The organism is Pseudoalteromonas sp. BSi20652 (assembly GCF_000239855.1).
GTDB lineage: Bacteria > Pseudomonadota > Gammaproteobacteria > Enterobacterales > Alteromonadaceae > Pseudoalteromonas.
In genome coordinates this window covers 44294-61009 of sequence record NZ_BADT01000028.1, presented here as the reverse complement: position 1 = coordinate 61009, position 16716 = coordinate 44294, and the positions used below count along the sequence as shown (strand labels likewise).

Genomic DNA, 16716 nt, shown 5'->3' with positions numbered 1-16716 from the left:
TTATATTTATTATTAGGGGTAGATAAAGAATAATAAATTACACGATATTAAATTAATGTAGCTTTAAATAATTTGGATAGGTATTTTTTGGAAAGTTTGTAAAAGTGGTGGCCCCTCCCAGACTCGAACTGGGGACCTAACGATTATGAGTCGTGTGCTCTAACCAACTGAGCTAAGGGGCCAACTTTTGTATAACTGTAAAACAGTTAATTTTGAAGCGTTCAGTCACAGAGCGACTAAAGCGGGTTGCAGTATAAAAACTTTTTAGGTGCTTGTCACTACCAAAAACCTTTATTTTAACAATCAACAAGCTAACTGCTTAAATAGTAATCTTTTTAATCGATATATAGGTTAAATATAGCGCTTTTCGCTTTAATGATTATTCAAAAATTATTAACTTAAATGCAAACCTGTATTCTCACGGTTACTTTTTCAGTAAAGCAAACATATAGGTGTAAGCATACAAGGCTGTAAAAAAAATACTTGGGGCTACCGTAAGCGCTAAGTTAGGTGTTTGGTTTATCACGTTAACTGTAATGACCAAAATTGATTGAACACAAATTGGAATAATTGGGGCAAATAATGTTCCTGCTATCTTTTTATTATTCAAATACGAAGCAGACAAATGAATCGCGTTATTAAAGCTTTGCCTAATGGCTATATTTTGAGGCGTTTTAGAATGAAACATACAAATTATCGGCGTTATAAAAGCTAAAGACATGTAACTCACCTTATACCTGTTTACTACTTTTTCTAAAATAAAAGTAAAAAACAAAGTTACAATACCACTGTATAACCCTTGTACTAATGCAGCTTGAAGTGTGATTGATTTAGCAATATCTTCAGCGCTGTTAGCCCAGTATGCCCAACCAAAATAAAAAACAAATGATACAACCCCAGATAAAATAAGACGACCGTTCAACTTAGTACCTCTCAATACTTGCCTATAAATACTTACCTATAAATAGGTGACACTTTAATCATGCTCTCATCTAAATAGTAGGCTATAAGCGAATAGTGGTATATAGAAACAGTTAATTTTTTATGAGATGTTTTTTCATCGCTTTTATATAAAATTGGATTTAATTTAAGCAAAGGTAAGAATTGTAGGAGCAAATATTCAAAATGCAGTTGATAAATTGAATAGCTATAAAATAGGTAAATAATAGCTTGGTTAAAACCAACCTATTATCAGGTAAGTAATATGTGAGCCGATTAAGCGCCAAGGTTGCCCTATCAATATCAAACTGATGACATCACTGACGCAGGATTCTAAATAATTAAGCAGCTAGTTAAGCTAAAGTTGGCTAATCGATTACATAAAAATCGGATGTCACTACTTTTTCGCTATAATGTAGATTGCATGAATTAAACCTGGGAAATAACCTAACAGCGTTAGTAAAATATTCAACCAAAAGTGCAAACCTAAACCAACTTGTAAAAATACGCCTAATGGCGGTAGTAAAACTGACAATATAATACGAATAATATCCATAACCAAACTCCTGTAATGTTAAGTCTTAAAAAGCAAAAACCCAGCCAAGCTGGGTTTTATAATGCAGTGTTATTCAGTAATAATAGTTAACTCATCAACTACGTCACGAACATCTTCAGCATTTTTAGCAATTTCAACTGCTAGCTGTTTTTCAGCTTCTGATTCTACGGTACCATTTAAGGTTACTATACCGTTGTCGGTATCAACATCAATGTCTGTACCACCTACTTCTGAGTCAAACAGGAAGCGAGTTGTGATTACAGTGGTGATTTTAGCGTCCGTTAGGTCGTTATCATCATCGTCCATCATGTCGTTGCTTTTATCTTTGGTATCCATGCTTTTAACAACAGTAAGGCTGTTATCAACATCAGACACACCATCTAGGCTAAGTACAAGTTCTTCTGCTAGCTCTTTATCAATCTCGCTGTCAACTTTACCTGTAAGTACTACCTTGCCATTTTTTACATCAGTGTTAATGTCAAAGTTGTTTAGATTAGTGTTCATAAGTAGAACTGTTTCTGCCTTACCATCAATCCAAGCATCTTTACTTTCGTTTTCCCAGCTGTTTGCTTGGGCACCCATAGCCGTAGTACCAAGAACTAGAGCTGCGATAATAGACTTGTTAAATGTTTTCATAATCTTTCTCCTTTTGATTAAAGACACTTTAACTAATGCGAGCTTTGGGCCAACTTTATTTACACTTACATTTCAATGACTTGAGTTTATTTTGGGATGAGGCATCATCTATAACTGTGTAACTATTTACAGGCTACTCGGTAAAACTTTCTCAAATAGTGAAAATAGCTAGATAATTGCATTTTTGGTTAATCTATCGTTAATATAACAAAATAAAAAATACGTTAAAAAATAACCAATTGATAATTAATGAAATTATATTTGGTACGTGGTTTGCAACCTAACTACAAAAGCAGCATCAATAGTAAATATAAGAAGGAATAACCATGTCTGTAAAAGTTGAAGACCGCCCAATAGAGCAAGTACGCGAACAAGTGATTGATCAATTAATTTATAATTATAGTCATGGGGTTATTTCTGTTGATGCATTTGAGAGACGACTCGATAGCGCGATGGATGCACCTAATAACGAAGCACTGCTAGCCTTAGTAGAAGACTTAACACTTAATACCGATCAGCAATATAAAGCAGAAAAACAATCGCAATTTAAACCACATTATAGTGCACAGCAAAACAGTGATGATGATTTTACATTACGCAGTATTTTAGGCTCTAACGAACGAAGCGGTCAGTGGGTTGTGCCAAAAAATATATATTTGAGTAACTTTATGGGATCGGTGGTGCTTGATTTTACCGATGCCATTTTTGCGCATCAAAATGTAACTATTCACGTTAACTGTATTTTTGGTAGCGATGAAATTTACGTACCAGAGCATGTCAATGTAGTGTCTAAAATGTTTTGCATTTTAAGTAGCCTTGAAAATAAATCAGTGTCGCTTAACAAACGCCAAGGTCCTACTATTCATATTGAAGGAAAGGCAGTTATGGGCTCGGTTGAAGTGAAAATAAAGCGCACAATTAAAGAAAAATTTATGAGCTTTGCAAATGAGCTAAAAACCCAATTTGGCACGGGTAATAATAACCGCTCAGTATAATTGAGTAGCAGCACTTTAACGTGCTGCTTGGTATTTTATTATAAATCGTTATTGCGCTCGCTTGGTATGTCACTTAGATATTCTACAAACTCAACTTCAAACCCTGCAGGATCAATAAAGTAGACGTTTTTCCTAAATGGATTCTCAGTACCTTGCTTGCTTAGTGTAAAACCCGCTTTATTTAAACGTTTTACTACCTCATTTAAATTATTGGTTACATAAGCAAAGTGCGCAAAACCTATTTGATGGCCCGATAAGTTTCTGTTTTCACCTTCACCATGACTGCTTATCGCAATGTAATGCGTGTCATCTCCAAAGTGTACCCAGCGTCTTGGTTTTCCATGCCAGTCACCTCTGCCCTCACTTCTGATTGACCAATGCGGAAATACAGCGCGATAAAATGTAAGCATACTATCTATATCACTCGCGACTAAGTTTACGTGCTCTAAATACATAATGTTACCCTATCAGTTAAGTTAGGAGCACGATAAAACCTCAAGTTAACTTTAGGTAAAGTGTTATTTAAAATTAATTTATTTAAATGCAGATAATTATTTTTTAAAAATATATACACTTTTCAATCTTGTATAAAAAACAAACATAAGTATTTGGGGTTTATTGTTTACTTTATGGCAAAAGTCGCTAAAATACGCCGGCTGAAATATATAAACGTTCTTTTACAACCCAAAGGTAATACCATGCATCCAATGTTAAACATTGCGGTTCGCGCTGCGCGCAACGCAGGCAAAATTTTACTTCGCGCAAGTGAAGATTTATCAAAAGTTGAAGTGCAACAAAAAGGCGCTAACGACTTAGTAACTAACATTGATAAAGAAGCCGAAGCCGTAATTCGTGACACTATTTTACAGTCTTACCCTACTCACTCTATTGTTGGTGAAGAATTAGGTGAGCATAAAGGCAAGGATGATGATTACCAATGGATTGTAGATCCTATCGATGGAACAACTAACTTCATCAAAGGTATCCCTCATTACGCAATCTCTATTGCACTTAAAGTTAAAGGTCGTTTAGACCAAGCCGTTATTTACGATCCAATTCGTGGTGAGCTGTTCACTGCATCTAAAGGTCAAGGCGCACAACTTAACAGTAAACGTTTACGCGTAAGCAAAACAACGGTTTTAGCTGGTACAGTTTTAGCAACTGGTTTCCCTTTCAAAAACAAAAACCACACAGAGGCATACACTGAAGCGTTTAAAGCGTTATTTGTACACACTGCCGATATTCGCCGTGCAGGTTGTTCTGCCCTAGATATGGCATATGTTGCAGCTGGCCGTATTGATGGCTTTTTTGAAATTGGCTTAAAACCGTGGAACTCTGCTGCAGGCGAGCTTATGGTTAAAGAAGCTGGCGGTATGGTTGTAGATTTTGCTGGTGGTAATAACTATAACCACAGCGGTAATATTATCTGTGGTTCACCAAAATTGACCCAAGCGATTATTCGTGAAATTCGTCCAGTACTTACTGAGTCGTTACTCCGCTAATACAGAGCATAATAAGAAAGGAGCTAAGGCTCCTTTTTTTGTGTCTAAAAATAAGGGTTTTTGAGTTTAAGCTCCACCGTATTCCCTTTTTCGTATGGCAGCGAGTTTAAATCTTTTGCGAAATATTCATTAAATAATGCATCAAATTCACCATTGTTCTGCATTATTTTTAGTCCTTTTTCGATTGCTGCTGCAAGCGCTGGTTTACTCTTTGATACAAAATAATAAAAGCCTGTTGAGTAGCTTATAAATAAATTAGGTACTATTACTAAGTTACTTTGTTTATTTGCCATTAATTCTGAATTTACCTCAATGAATGAACGTGGAAAATAATCGATACGCCCTGTACCCGTTAACGTAAACATAGCTTGATAGTTAGCAAAGGGTCTTACATGCAAGTCATTTAACGCCATTATTTTTGTATCTGGCCAATCATGACCTTGCACTGCAGAAAGCTTACTCAACTGCTCTAAAGTCGAAATGTCTTTAAACCTATTCATGCTATTTTTGCTTGTTAATAATGCTCTTTTTCCTATATAGCCTTTAAACAGCGGAACTTTAATTGCAATGGCTAACGACTCTCGCTCTGGGCTACTCATACTCCAATATAAATCTAAGTTTTTTGTATCAAGTGCAATTAAGGTACGTTGCTGGTGGGGATGAATTAGAACAGTATGAATCTCTGCGGGATATTGCGCACTAACTAACGCTTTTTCTAATAGCTCGTTAAGGTAGTCGTCACGAGCATATTGTACACGTTGCTCCTGTGCTACATTTACTCTATTTACGTCACTTGCTAAAGCGCTGCATATAAACAAACTTACTACGTTAACGAAATACTTTAGTGGCAACATAGTTATCACCTTATTTATTGTCGATAGTTTTAACAGTTATTACTAGGGTCTGTTGATCTTTGCGCCTAAATATAAAAGAGCAATAAAATAACTACGATTATAGCAATACCATATAGATATACTTATTAATAACCGCCCTATAAAGCTAGCACTGTTTATTCATGCATGCACAGTAAAGCTAAAGTAATCGTGAACATAAATATATTACGGGCAATAAAAAACCGCTCAATGAGCGGTTTTTTAGGGCAGTTAAAAACCATTACGGCATTGCGTCTTGGTCTGCACCTTCTTTTTCAATAACTTCTGGTATTAAGTCTTCTTTGCTTACACCCATTGCAAGGGCAACAGAGCTGGCAACATAAATCGAAGAATAAGTACCAATAAACACACCAAACAGCAAAGCAGTTGCAAAACCATGAATGGTTTGTCCGCCCCATGTAAACAAAGCAATCAATACTAAAATAGTGGTGATTGATGTTACAAGGGTACGGTTAAGTGTTTGCGTAAGTGAAATATCAATAATTTCTACGGTATCGTCGATACGCACTTTACGGAAGTTTTCTCGTATGCGGTCAGATACCACAATCGTATCATTAAGTGAATAACCAATTACCGCAAGTATTGCCGCTAATATAGTTAAATCAAACTCTAAACCCAATATCGAAAACAAACCTAGTGTAATAATAACATCGTGTAATAACGCACCTACTGCGCCCACAGCAAATCGCCATTCAAAACGAAATGCAACATAGATTAAGATACAAATAAGTGCAGTTAACATGGCAAGACCACCCTGCTCTTTTAAGTCTTCACCTACGCTTGGACCAACAAACTCGATACGGCGCATTACTACGCTGTCGTCTGCTTTTTTAAGTGCATCGATTACTTGGTTACCAATTACTTCTGCTTTTACGTCACTTCCACGTGGCGCTAGTCGTACTAGTATTTCTTGGCTTGATCCAAATAGTTGTACCGATGCATCAGCAAAGCCGTTTTCGGCAAGTCCGTTACGCACTTTTTTAAGGTCAGCTGGTTGAGAAAAACCGACCTCTACCGCTGTACCGCCAGTGAAATCCAACCCAAAATTTAAGCCTTTCGTAAACATTGACACAAGCGACGCTACAATTAATAACGTAGAGAAACCCATAGCCACTTTACGAAGAGACATGAAACGAAGGGTTCTACTACCCAAACTTAAAATTTGCATGTCTGCTCCTTAAATTGAAAGTTTATCAATACGTTTACCACCGACAAACAAGTTGATTACCGCACGGGTACCAACAATGGCTGTAAACATTGAAGTTAAAATACCAATCGCAAGTGTCACTGCAAAGCCCGCAATCGGACCGGTGCCTACTGCAAACAGTATAATGGCAGCGATTAACGTGGTGATGTTAGCATCAAATATAGTACTAAATGCGCTATCGTAACCGAAATGAATCGCTTGTTGAGGGCTGCGGCCATCGGCCAGCTCTTCACGAATACGCTCAAAAATAAGTACGTTAGCATCAACCGCCATACCTACAGTTAGTACAATACCGGCAATACCTGGTAGCGTAAGTGTAGCGCCCGGAATTAAAGACATAACACCAACAATGAGTACTAAGTTAGCCGCAAGCGCAAGGTTTGCAACCATACCAAAACCTTTGTAGTACACAAGCATAAACACAAGTACAAACGCAAAACCAAGGGCTACCGCAGTCATACCCGCTTCAATATTTTCTTGACCTAAGCTTGGACCTACTGTGCGCTCTTCAACAATTTGAATTGGTGCTACAAGCGCACCTGCACGAAGTAGCAGACTTAAGTTATGTGCTTCAGCTGGGTTATCGATACCTGTAATACGGAACGAGCGATCAAGACGAGCTTGAATGGTGGCTACGTTAATAACTTCTTCAACCTTAATAGGCGGAAGTGCTTTACCGTCTGCATCTTTTTTACCTGATGGCTTGTACTCAATAAATACCGTTGCCATACGCTTACCAATAGCACGCTTGGTAAAGGCATTCATTTTTGCCCCCCCTTTGCTATCAAGCGTAATACTTACTTGCGGGCGTTGGTATTCATCAGCGCCAGATTGAGCGCCAGTTATATGGCTGCCTTCTAGAATAATGCGTTTTTTAAGTACAACAGGGTAACCGTCGCGGCTCATAATCATTTCAGTACCCGCAGGGATACGACCTTGAGCAGCAGCGCTTGCATCAGCATTTTCATCTACTTCACGAAATTCAAGTGTTGCCGTAGCGCCTAAAATTTCTTTAGCGCGTGCTGTGTCTTGAATGCCTGGTAGTTGAACAATAATACGCTCAGCGCCTTGGCGTTGTACGTTAGGTTCTGCTACACCAATTTGGTTGATACGGTTACGAATAATCGTTTCATTTTGCTTTATAGCGTAGTCACGAATTTCTTTGAGTTTTTGCTCACTCATTGTCGCAAAAAATGCGTTATCGTTACTGCTGTCATCAATGTAGACATTTAGAGGGTAGCGAGTTTCTAAGAAACTCTCTGCGGCATTTTTGTCTTCCTCGGTACGCATTTCTACACGCATACGATCAGAACCAGCGACGCGACGAACACTACGGTAACGTAGTTTTTCTTCACGCAGGTCACTACGAAAATCTTGTTCCATTTGCTCAAGCTGGTTATCAACCGCTGTTGCCATGTCGATTTCCATGGTGAAATGTACACCACCACTTAAATCAAGACCTAGCTTCATAGGGTTACCACCAACCGCTTTTAACCAAGCTGGTTGAGCAGGTGCCATATTAATAGCAGAAATGTAATCATCGCTCAGCGAATCACGCAGTAAGTCGTGCGCTTTAAGTTGCTCTTCAACATTTTTTAAACGAACTAAAATTTGTCCATCTTCAAGTATTGTCGATTTAGCGGTTACATTATTTTTCTCTAAGATTGCGTTTACTTTGTCTACAACACTGAGATCGACATCAGCGCCTTTAGCACCTGAAACTTGAATAGCCGGATCGCGACCATACAAGTTTGGAGAGGCATATAAAAGGCCAATGGCTACCACAGCTAAAACAAGTAAATACTTCCAAACTGGAAACTTGTTTAACACGGGGTCGTCCTTATTATTTTTATAGCGACTTCATTGTGCCTTTTGGCAATACTGCAGATACAGACGATTTTTGTACTGTCACTTCTGCTTGCTCGTTTAAAGAGATAACGATGAAATCTTTATCTTCAGAAATTTTAACAATTTTACCTACTAAACCACCTTGAGTAAGTACTTCGTCACCTTTAGCCATCGCGCTCATTAAGCTTTTGTGCTCTTTAACACGATTAGCTTGTGGGCGATAAATCAAAAAGTAAAAAACTAAACCAAAAATAGCTAACATAATTAGCATTTGCATAGTACCGCCGCCGGCAGCTGCTGCGCCTGTACTTGCTTGTGCATTTGAAATAAATAAACTCATGATACTTCCTCTTTAATTTTAAAGTTTAATTTTTTATATCTACTAACTCTGGCACATCTTGGCCTCGGCGAGCATAAAAATCTTTTACGAATTCGTCTAATTTACCTTCGCTAATTGCATTACGTAAACCTTCCATAACACGTTGATAATAACGTAAGTTATGAATTGTGTTTAGTCGCGCACCTAAAATTTCGTTACATTTATCAAGGTGATGTAAATAAGCACGTGAATAATTTCCACACGTATGGCAATCACACTCAGGATCAAGTGGCCCTGTATCTGTTTTGTGCACTGCGTTACGTATTTTAACCACACCCGTGGTAATAAATAAATGGCCGTTACGTGCATTACGTGTTGGCATAACACAGTCAAACATATCAATACCACGACGGACCGACTCGACCAAGTCTTCTGGCTTGCCTACACCCATAAGGTAGCGAGGCTTGTCTTCTGGCATTTTAAACGCACAATGATCAAGGATATTCATCATTTCGTTTTTAGGCTCACCTACTGATAGGCCGCCTAATGCATAACCGTCAAAACCAATTTCTTCAAGACCAGCTTGCGATTGTGCACGTAATTCTGGGTACATACCACCTTGAATAATACCAAATAAAGCGGAAGGATTGTCACCATGCCCTTCCTTAGAGCGCTTAGCCCAACGAAGAGATAACTCCATCGAGTCTTTCGCTTCTTTTTCGGTAGCAGGGTATGGCGTACATTCGTCAAATATCATTACAATATCTGAGCCTAAATCGCGCTGTACTTCCATCGACTTTTCAGGCGACATCATAATTTCATCACCATTTACTGGAGATTGAAATAAAACGCCTTCTTCAGTGATTTTACGCATTGCACCTAAGCTAAATACCTGAAAACCGCCTGAGTCAGTTAAGATTGGAAAATCCCAATTCATAAAGTCGTGTAAATCACCATGTTGTTTAATGATTTCAGTACCAGGGCGAAGCATTAAATGAAAGGTATTACCTAAACATATTTGTGCACCCGTTGCTTTTACTTCATCTGGCGTCATACCTTTTACAGTACCGTAAGTACCAACAGGCATAAATGCAGGAGTTTCTATTATACCACGGTCAAAAATCAAGCGGCCTCGGCGCGCTTTTCCATCGGTACAGTCTAATTCAAATTTCATATCATCCTCAATGTCAGAAAAACAGTCCAACAAGCTATAATTTAACCGCTCGATTCTACCCTTTTTGCCCAACCAATACTATTAACTGCGATAAATTCAACACTGATAATCTTACTCAAAATAAAAAACCCCAGTAACTTAGCTGAGGTTTATAATCATATTTACTAATAATTTAGCATCGTTGCTATTTACGTGTTAAGAACATCGCATCACCATAACTAAAAAAACGATACTTTTTATCAATTGCCGTATTGTACGCGCTCATAATATTATCTTGTCCGCTAAAAGCGCTCACAAGCATTATGAGTGTAGATTCTGGCAAGTGAAAATTAGTGACCATGGCATCAACAACATTAAACTGATAACCCGGAAAGATAAATATATCGGTATCACCAAAGTAAGTATCTAATTTACCACCATGCACCTTTGCTGCAGACTCTAATGACCTAACAGACGTTGTGCCCACTGCAATAACTCGACCACCTCGCGCTTTAGTTTGTGCTACCGCATTAACTACATCATCAGGTACCTCTATGTATTCTGAATGCATAATATGCTCATCAACACTATCGACTCGCACTGGCTGAAATGTACCCGCACCTACATGCAAAGTAACAAAAGCCATTTGAACGCCTTTATGTTTAAGTGCGGTCATTAATTTTTCGTCAAAATGTAAACCGGCTGTGGGCGCAGCAACTGCACCTGGCTTTTCACCATAAACTGTTTGATAGCGTTCTCGGTCTGCCTCATTATCTGGGCGATCTATATACGGCGGTAATGGCATGTGCCCTATATCGTTTAATATGTCGAGAACATTTTGGCTATGATCAAACTCAAGCTCAAATAACGTATCGTGACGCGCAACCATTACGGCTTTTGCCTTGCCCTCAAGAATAACTTCGTTACCTAATTTTAGTGATTTACTTGCACGTACATGCGCAAGTACACGATGCTCATCAAGCACTCGCTCTACTAACACCTCAACTTTGCCTCCCGATGCTTTTTGACCAAACATACGTGCAGGTATTACTCGGGTGTTGTTAAAAACCAATAAGTCTTTTTCATTTACTAATTCAAGTATATCACTAAAAACATTGTGCTCTACTGCACCACTTGGCCCATCAAGGCAAAATAAGCGACTACTCGTTCGATCCGGCTTAGGAAAACGAGCAATTAATTCATCGGGTAGGTCAAAGCTAAAATCAGCCACGCGCATAATCGGTTATCCACATCATTTAAAATCGCGGCAAGTGTATAACTATCGTGTATTAAGCTCAAGAAGACAGCTAAACTTCTATCAGCCTAAGTAATCTATTCCTTAGTCTGATTACATAAATGTACTTGTTCTTATTAGTAAATATCATTACTCTTAGTAATTAGAAATAACTATAAATTTCGGTAGGAACCTTCGGTGGCGGAACAATTAAAACTGCTAATTTTAAATGCAAGCAGTGCTGAGCGAAGAGCTATTTGTAGTACTTTGCACAAGCTGGATGTTTTTAGCATTATAGAAGCGCAAGATAGCCAGGAAGCATTAAAAACACTTAAGCAGCATCCTGTTGATATTATTATCACGGGGCTAGATGTAGGTAAAATTGATGGGTGGCGCTTTTCTCGGATGGTTCGCTCTGGGTTATTAAAAACACCAAAAAACACCCCAATACTACTTATGCCTCCTACCTATTGTGAGCGAATTGCAGAAACCACTGCACGTAGTTATGGTATTGATGCCGTATTGCCATTCGAAAACCAAGATACGCTGCCCCAGGTCCTCGCAAATATACTCTCTACGCATTTAGAAAAAAGCAGTCGATTAAACCTGCTGTTACTAGAACCACACGAAAATAAAGTAAACGATATATGCGAAGAACTTAAACTCAATTTTGCAATAACACATGTAACGTCGTGCAAAGACGCACTTGATCAATATAACCAACAGAAGTTCTCGATAGTGCTCCTTGATGCGACCGAAGATAGAGCTGAAGCTTCAAGTCTGTTAGTTGAACATATTTTACAACACAACCCTAAGCAAGCAATTGTAACGATTATAGATAATGCAGATGCTGACTACGCTGAGCAACTTTTATTGTCGGGTGTAACTGATTTTATACGCATTCCTTACGAGCCTTCATTTTTAAATAAAATATGTGATCATGCCGCACGCCGTGAAGATTTTATGGTGAGTTACGCAGAATTCGCTCAAAAAGTAGAACAACTAAGCCTAAGTGAAGTAAGTTATAAAGAGTTACTTTCAGCCCACCAACGCATACTATTGCATTTAAATACGGTTGTACTTGAGCTCGATCAACTTGGCAAAATTCGCTTTATAAACCCGGCCTGGGAAACACTGAGTGGTTTTGGCGTTAAATCGAGCTTACACCAAAAAATAACTAAATTTTGCACCGACGAATGCCAACAAAAACTGCAAAGTACTATTGACGATATTCTTGATGGTGGAGAAAACCATCAACAAATAGAAATTAAATTACAACACAAAAAAGGTGGGCAAATTTGGGTCGAGTGTAGACTACAGCTGATCATAAATAGCAGTAATAATGCCACTATTACTGCCACCATTGATAATATCCACGAGCGTAAACAAGCCGAATTACAATTACGTCATCTCGCGCTGCATGATCCGCTAACTGGTTTGCACAACCGCTATCACTTTGATCAAGAATTAAGCCGTATTTGTAAACCCAAACATACTCACTCCAACATTGAACACGCCTTGATATATATTGATCTTGACCACTTTAAAATAATTAATGACAGTCAAGGTCATCATCAAGGAGATCTTGTTTTAAAAGAAGTCGCTCAGTTATTTATAGAAAATATCAGCCATGAGCATTTAGTTTGTCGAATTGGTGGAGACGAGTTTGCTGTTATTTTAACTAACATGAACTTACTTGAGGCGCACCTAGTTGCTGAGGGTGTTTGCAGTGCAATTGAAAAACATGCTTTTAAATCGGAAGATCAAGTCTATACAATAAGTTGCTCTATTGGCTTAGCCCAAATAACATCAAAAAATTGCGACCCTAATGAATGTTTAAAACAAGCAGATATAGCGCTATACATTGCTAAAAATTTAGGGCGTAATCTAGTGCACTGCTATTCTAAAGAAGACGCTCAAAATAATACACTTCAAGCAGGGCTTGAGTGGGGGCATGAAATTCGCCAAGCACTAAAACAAAATAATATAGAACTTCATTATCAGCCTATTTGGGACTTTAAAGAGTGTAAAGTTGCTTACTTTGAAGCCCTCTTGCGCTTAAAGCTTAATGGTAAACTAATATCTCCAGATCAATTTATTCCTTCATTAGAGATGTTAAACGATACATTTTTAATGGATCAATGTGTTATTCGCAACGCCATTGCATGTGTAGCAAAACACCCAGAGCTAAACCAAGTGGCCATTAATCTTTCGGCACAATCATTTTTAGATGAACGCTTATTGCCATTAATTGAATCAAACCTTGAAAAGTATAACGTGCCCCCTTCGCGGATAATTTTTGAAATAACTGAATCAGCAAGTCTTAATAATTTAAAAGCAACACGTAAAATGATTGAAAAGCTCAATAGTTTAGGTTGCCACTTTTCGATTGATGATTTTGGTACGGGCTTTAGTACTTTTACCTATCTAAAACAACTCCCCGCACAACATGTAAAAATTGATGGCTCGTTTGTGCGCGACATGCTTAATGATCCTATCGACTTAGCCCTAGTAAAAGCAATCAACGATATAAGTCGCTCACTCGATAAGCGCTCAGTCGCTGAATATGTTGAGAATAAAGAAATATTTTATGCACTAAAAGAGATTGGCGTAGATTTTGGGCAAGGCTATTTCATAGCTCGTCCAGTACCTGTTGAAAAAGTTAAGGATGAACTTGAAAAGATTTTAAATAATAAAAATTTTTACCAACAATAGCCTAGCTCACAATAAACAAAATTGAACAATTTTAAGTATTTTATTACTACCATTATTTTCTTTCTTGCCTATACTTTTTGTATCACATTAAGAATGTCATGCAATTTAACGGATTACACTTAATAAACATGACATTACCTATCAGTAAGCCATAGGTGGTAATTATGGTGGACTTTAAGCTATTAGGATTTTAAGGAGAAAGATATGATGCAATTAGTTATTTTATTACTGATTATTCACTTTTCAATCACATATCAATGCTATCGGTATGCAAGTGTTAAAGGCTACCCTGTTAAGGTTTTCACTGTATTAGGCTGTGTGCCTTACTTTAATTTAGTGGTGTGGATTTACCTATTATTTTTACCTGAACTAGAACCTTTTGAAAGTCATCCTCAAAATCAAAAGCAGCCTTTGTAGGCTGCTTTGGTTATTACTTTTTTATTGTTTGAAATCTAAGCTACACTGACGCGTTAAAAACACCTCCAGTTGCTGACTAAATAGCTTAAAATCACGGATACGCCCTGTTGTTTTGCGCCACAATATACCAATATCTCGGTATGCATCACTTTGTGAAGGTGTAACCATCATATTTTTATTTTCTAAAATACCGGCATTAATCGCCATTTGTGGTAAAAAAGTTACCCCAAGTTCATGCTCAACCATGCTAAGTAAAGTATGCAAACTTGCAGCTTCAAATGGATTAATACAACTCGAACGGTTTAAATGACACGCACTGAGCGCATGACCCGTCATACAGTGCTCACGTTCTAATAAGAATACGCTAGCCTCTGGTAATAGATTAAAGTCTACTACGCCTTTTGCTGCGGTATAGTTTTTGTGATGTACTAAACTAAAATGGTCTTTAGCTAAAATTTGAGTGTGAAACTTATCAGTTGCATACGGTAAAGCCAATAACGCCAAATCAATATGCCCATGCTCAAGCTTATCTAGCAGTTTATCGCTAGTATCTTCTATCAACACAAGCTCTAAATCACAAAAGGTTTGTTTGCAAAAATGGTAAAGCGGCGCAGCTATAAAACTTGCTATAGTTGGTATTACACCTACGGTTAACTTTCCACTTAACGGTGTTAAAAAACTTTTAGTCAGTTCTTTTAAACTTATTGTATCGTTAATTATTTTACGAGAGCGTTCAACAACCTCTTCACCAATACTGGTAAACATAAGGCTACGGTTTTCTCGTTCAATAAGCTGACAACCTAATGTCTCTTCAAGGTTTTGAATAGCACTGCTTAAGGTTGACTGCCCAATAAAACACGCGCTCGCAGCGCGACCAAAATGTTGATGCTGATGAACAGCTAATAAATACTGTAGTTGTTTAATACTTGGAAGATTAGTCATTTTTTCTTTCCACAAATAAAAAGACCCCAACACCTAGGGCGTTGAGATCTTTTCAAGCTAAAAGTCTTTAATTACTTTTTGTTAAACCCCAAAAGCGGTTCTTAATAAGTAGAAAATAACAATAGCAAGGGCAGCACCAACTGGCAACGTTATTACCCAAGAAACTACTATGTTTCTTATAACACCCATATTAAGTGCACCAATACCGCGTGCCATGCCTACACCTAATACCGCGCCAACTAAGGTTTGAGTAGTAGAAATTGGCATACCTGTACCCGATGCAATAACAACCGTTGATGCAGCAGCTAATTCAGCAGCAAAACCACGGCTAGGCGTTAAATGTGTAATGCCTTCACCGATTGTTTTGATTACTTTTTACCTAAAATAGCAAGACCGGCAACAATACCAAAACCACCTAAAGGTAGTATCCACCAAGCAATAGCTGCTTTTTTAGCAATTTCACCGTTGTTTTCAACAATATTCACAACAGCAGCAAGTGGACCGATTGCATTAGCAACGTCGTTAGAACCATGAGCAAACGCCATACAACATGCAGTTAATACCATTAATACAGCAAATACTTTTTCAACATTATTGAACTGCATTTGTTTATCTGCTTTAGGATCAATATTTAAGCGAGAAATAGCAATTTTACCAATCACAGCAACAACCACCGCAACTGCCACTGAAAGTGCATAACCTTCAACAGCGCCTAAGTCTACACCAACATGCTTTAAGCCTTTTTTAATTGTAACCAAAGCCATAATAAAGCCCGCTAAGCCCATATAAAGCGGTACATAACGTTTAGCATTTTTTAGGGGTGCGTCAGTATCAAAAATAAGTTTTTGCGCACTCATAAATATTAAATATGCAATAAAGCCAGATATAGCAGGCGTTATAATCCAACTACCAACAATACCACCTACTTTATCCCATTGAATGGCCTCAGTGCCTACAGCAACAAGAGCAAAACCAATGATTGCACCAATGATTGAGTGAGTTGTTGATACAGGCCACCCTAAGAACGAAGCCATTAATAGCCATGTTCCTGCTGCAAACAAAGAAGCAATCATACCCAGAACCATTAGCTCCGGAATATCTACAAATGGTGCGGCGTCGATAATTCCTTTACGAATCGTCGATGTTACTTCACCACCCGCTAAGTAAGCGCCTGCAAATTCAAAAATCATCGCTATAAAAATAGCTTGTTTGATTGTTAACGCTTTTGAACCTACAGATGTACCCATGGCATTAGCTACGTCATTCGCGCCAATACCATAAGCCATAAAAAAGCCGACTGCTGCGGCTATTAAAATTAATATCGTCCCGTAAGATGCAATGATATCCATTGTAAAACCTT

The 16716-nt window shown here is 38.0% G+C and carries 15 protein-coding genes, 1 tRNA gene and 1 pseudogene; 4 read left to right on the top strand and 13 right to left on the bottom strand.

All coding sequences use genetic code 11. The features are described from left to right. Positions 1 to 105: 105 nt before the first annotated feature. From P20652_RS17330 to P20652_RS17325, 4 genes are all read right to left on the bottom strand, one after another. Positions 106 to 182 (bottom strand) — tRNA-Ile (locus tag P20652_RS17330). Positions 183 to 424: 242 nt separating this feature from the next. Next, entirely contained in the window at positions 425 to 922 is a 498-nt protein-coding gene (locus P20652_RS15195; RefSeq protein ID WP_008166088.1) for a hypothetical protein, read from the bottom strand. Positions 923 to 1336: 414 nt separating this feature from the next. Next, the gene (locus P20652_RS19665; RefSeq protein WP_008166086.1) at positions 1337 to 1495 is read right to left on the bottom strand and encodes a YqaE/Pmp3 family membrane protein; all 159 of its coding nucleotides are present in this window, start codon (positions 1493 to 1495) and stop codon (positions 1337 to 1339) included. Between the two features lie 69 nt (positions 1496 to 1564). After that, entirely contained in the window at positions 1565 to 2131 is a 567-nt protein-coding gene (locus P20652_RS17325) for a BON domain-containing protein (protein ID WP_033017019.1), read from the bottom strand. 326 nt (positions 2132 to 2457) lie between these two features. Between P20652_RS17325 and P20652_RS15205 the strand changes: the two genes are divergently transcribed. Beyond that, on the top strand, positions 2458 to 3126 hold the full coding sequence (locus tag P20652_RS15205) for a LiaF domain-containing protein (RefSeq protein WP_008166080.1): 669 nt from the start codon (positions 2458 to 2460) through the stop codon (positions 3124 to 3126). A 38-nt stretch (positions 3127 to 3164) separates the two neighbouring features. Here P20652_RS15205 and P20652_RS15210 read toward each other — a convergent pair whose 3' ends face one another. Further along, on the bottom strand, positions 3165 to 3581 hold the full coding sequence (locus tag P20652_RS15210; protein WP_008166077.1) for a VOC family protein: 417 nt from the start codon (positions 3579 to 3581) through the stop codon (positions 3165 to 3167). 243 nt (positions 3582 to 3824) lie between these two features. On the opposite strand from P20652_RS15210, the gene suhB reads away from it, so the two are divergent. Next, positions 3825 to 4628: an inositol-1-monophosphatase gene (gene suhB, locus P20652_RS15215; protein ID WP_008166075.1), complete on the top strand. Its 804-nt coding sequence runs from the start codon at positions 3825 to 3827 to the stop codon at positions 4626 to 4628. Between the two features lie 44 nt (positions 4629 to 4672). Here suhB and P20652_RS15220 read toward each other — a convergent pair whose 3' ends face one another. The 6 genes from P20652_RS15220 to queA form a co-directional block, all read right to left on the bottom strand. Next, the gene (locus P20652_RS15220) at positions 4673 to 5482 is read right to left on the bottom strand and encodes an ABC transporter substrate-binding protein (RefSeq protein WP_008166072.1); all 810 of its coding nucleotides are present in this window, start codon (positions 5480 to 5482) and stop codon (positions 4673 to 4675) included. Positions 5483 to 5741: 259 nt separating this feature from the next. Beyond that, entirely contained in the window at positions 5742 to 6689 is a 948-nt protein-coding gene (gene secF / locus P20652_RS15225) for a protein translocase subunit SecF (protein WP_008166070.1), read from the bottom strand. A gap of 9 nt (positions 6690 to 6698) precedes the next feature. Further along, entirely contained in the window at positions 6699 to 8558 is a 1860-nt protein-coding gene (gene secD / locus P20652_RS15230) for a protein translocase subunit SecD (protein WP_008166069.1), read from the bottom strand. Between the two features lie 19 nt (positions 8559 to 8577). Then, positions 8578 to 8916, bottom strand: coding sequence for a preprotein translocase subunit YajC (gene yajC / locus P20652_RS15235; protein WP_008166067.1), 339 nt, complete (start codon positions 8914 to 8916; stop codon positions 8578 to 8580). Positions 8917 to 8941: 25 nt separating this feature from the next. Then, a complete protein-coding gene (gene tgt / locus P20652_RS15240) occupies positions 8942 to 10069 on the bottom strand; it encodes a tRNA guanosine(34) transglycosylase Tgt (protein ID WP_008166065.1) in 1128 nt (375 codons plus the stop codon). Positions 10070 to 10253: 184 nt separating this feature from the next. Then, positions 10254 to 11285, bottom strand: a complete 1032-nt coding sequence (gene queA, locus P20652_RS15245; protein WP_008166064.1) for a tRNA preQ1(34) S-adenosylmethionine ribosyltransferase-isomerase QueA — start codon at positions 11283 to 11285, stop codon at positions 10254 to 10256. Between the two features lie 195 nt (positions 11286 to 11480). Between queA and P20652_RS15250 the strand changes: the two genes are divergently transcribed. Further along, positions 11481 to 13997 (top strand): EAL domain-containing protein, encoded by a 2517-nt coding sequence (locus P20652_RS15250; protein WP_008166063.1) that lies wholly within the window; start codon positions 11481 to 11483, stop codon positions 13995 to 13997. Between the two features lie 204 nt (positions 13998 to 14201). Next, complete coding sequence (locus P20652_RS15255) at positions 14202 to 14414, top strand: hypothetical protein (protein WP_008166062.1); 213 nt, start codon at positions 14202 to 14204, stop codon at positions 14412 to 14414. Between the two features lie 21 nt (positions 14415 to 14435). On the opposite strand, the gene P20652_RS15260 is transcribed toward P20652_RS15255, so the two are convergent. Both P20652_RS15260 and P20652_RS17320 read right to left on the bottom strand, forming a co-directional pair. Then, entirely contained in the window at positions 14436 to 15356 is a 921-nt protein-coding gene (locus P20652_RS15260; protein ID WP_008166061.1) for a hydrogen peroxide-inducible genes activator, read from the bottom strand. An 81-nt stretch (positions 15357 to 15437) separates the two neighbouring features. Continuing rightward, positions 15438 to 16705: pseudogene (locus P20652_RS17320) on the bottom strand (inorganic phosphate transporter). Positions 16706 to 16716 lie beyond the last annotated feature (11 nt).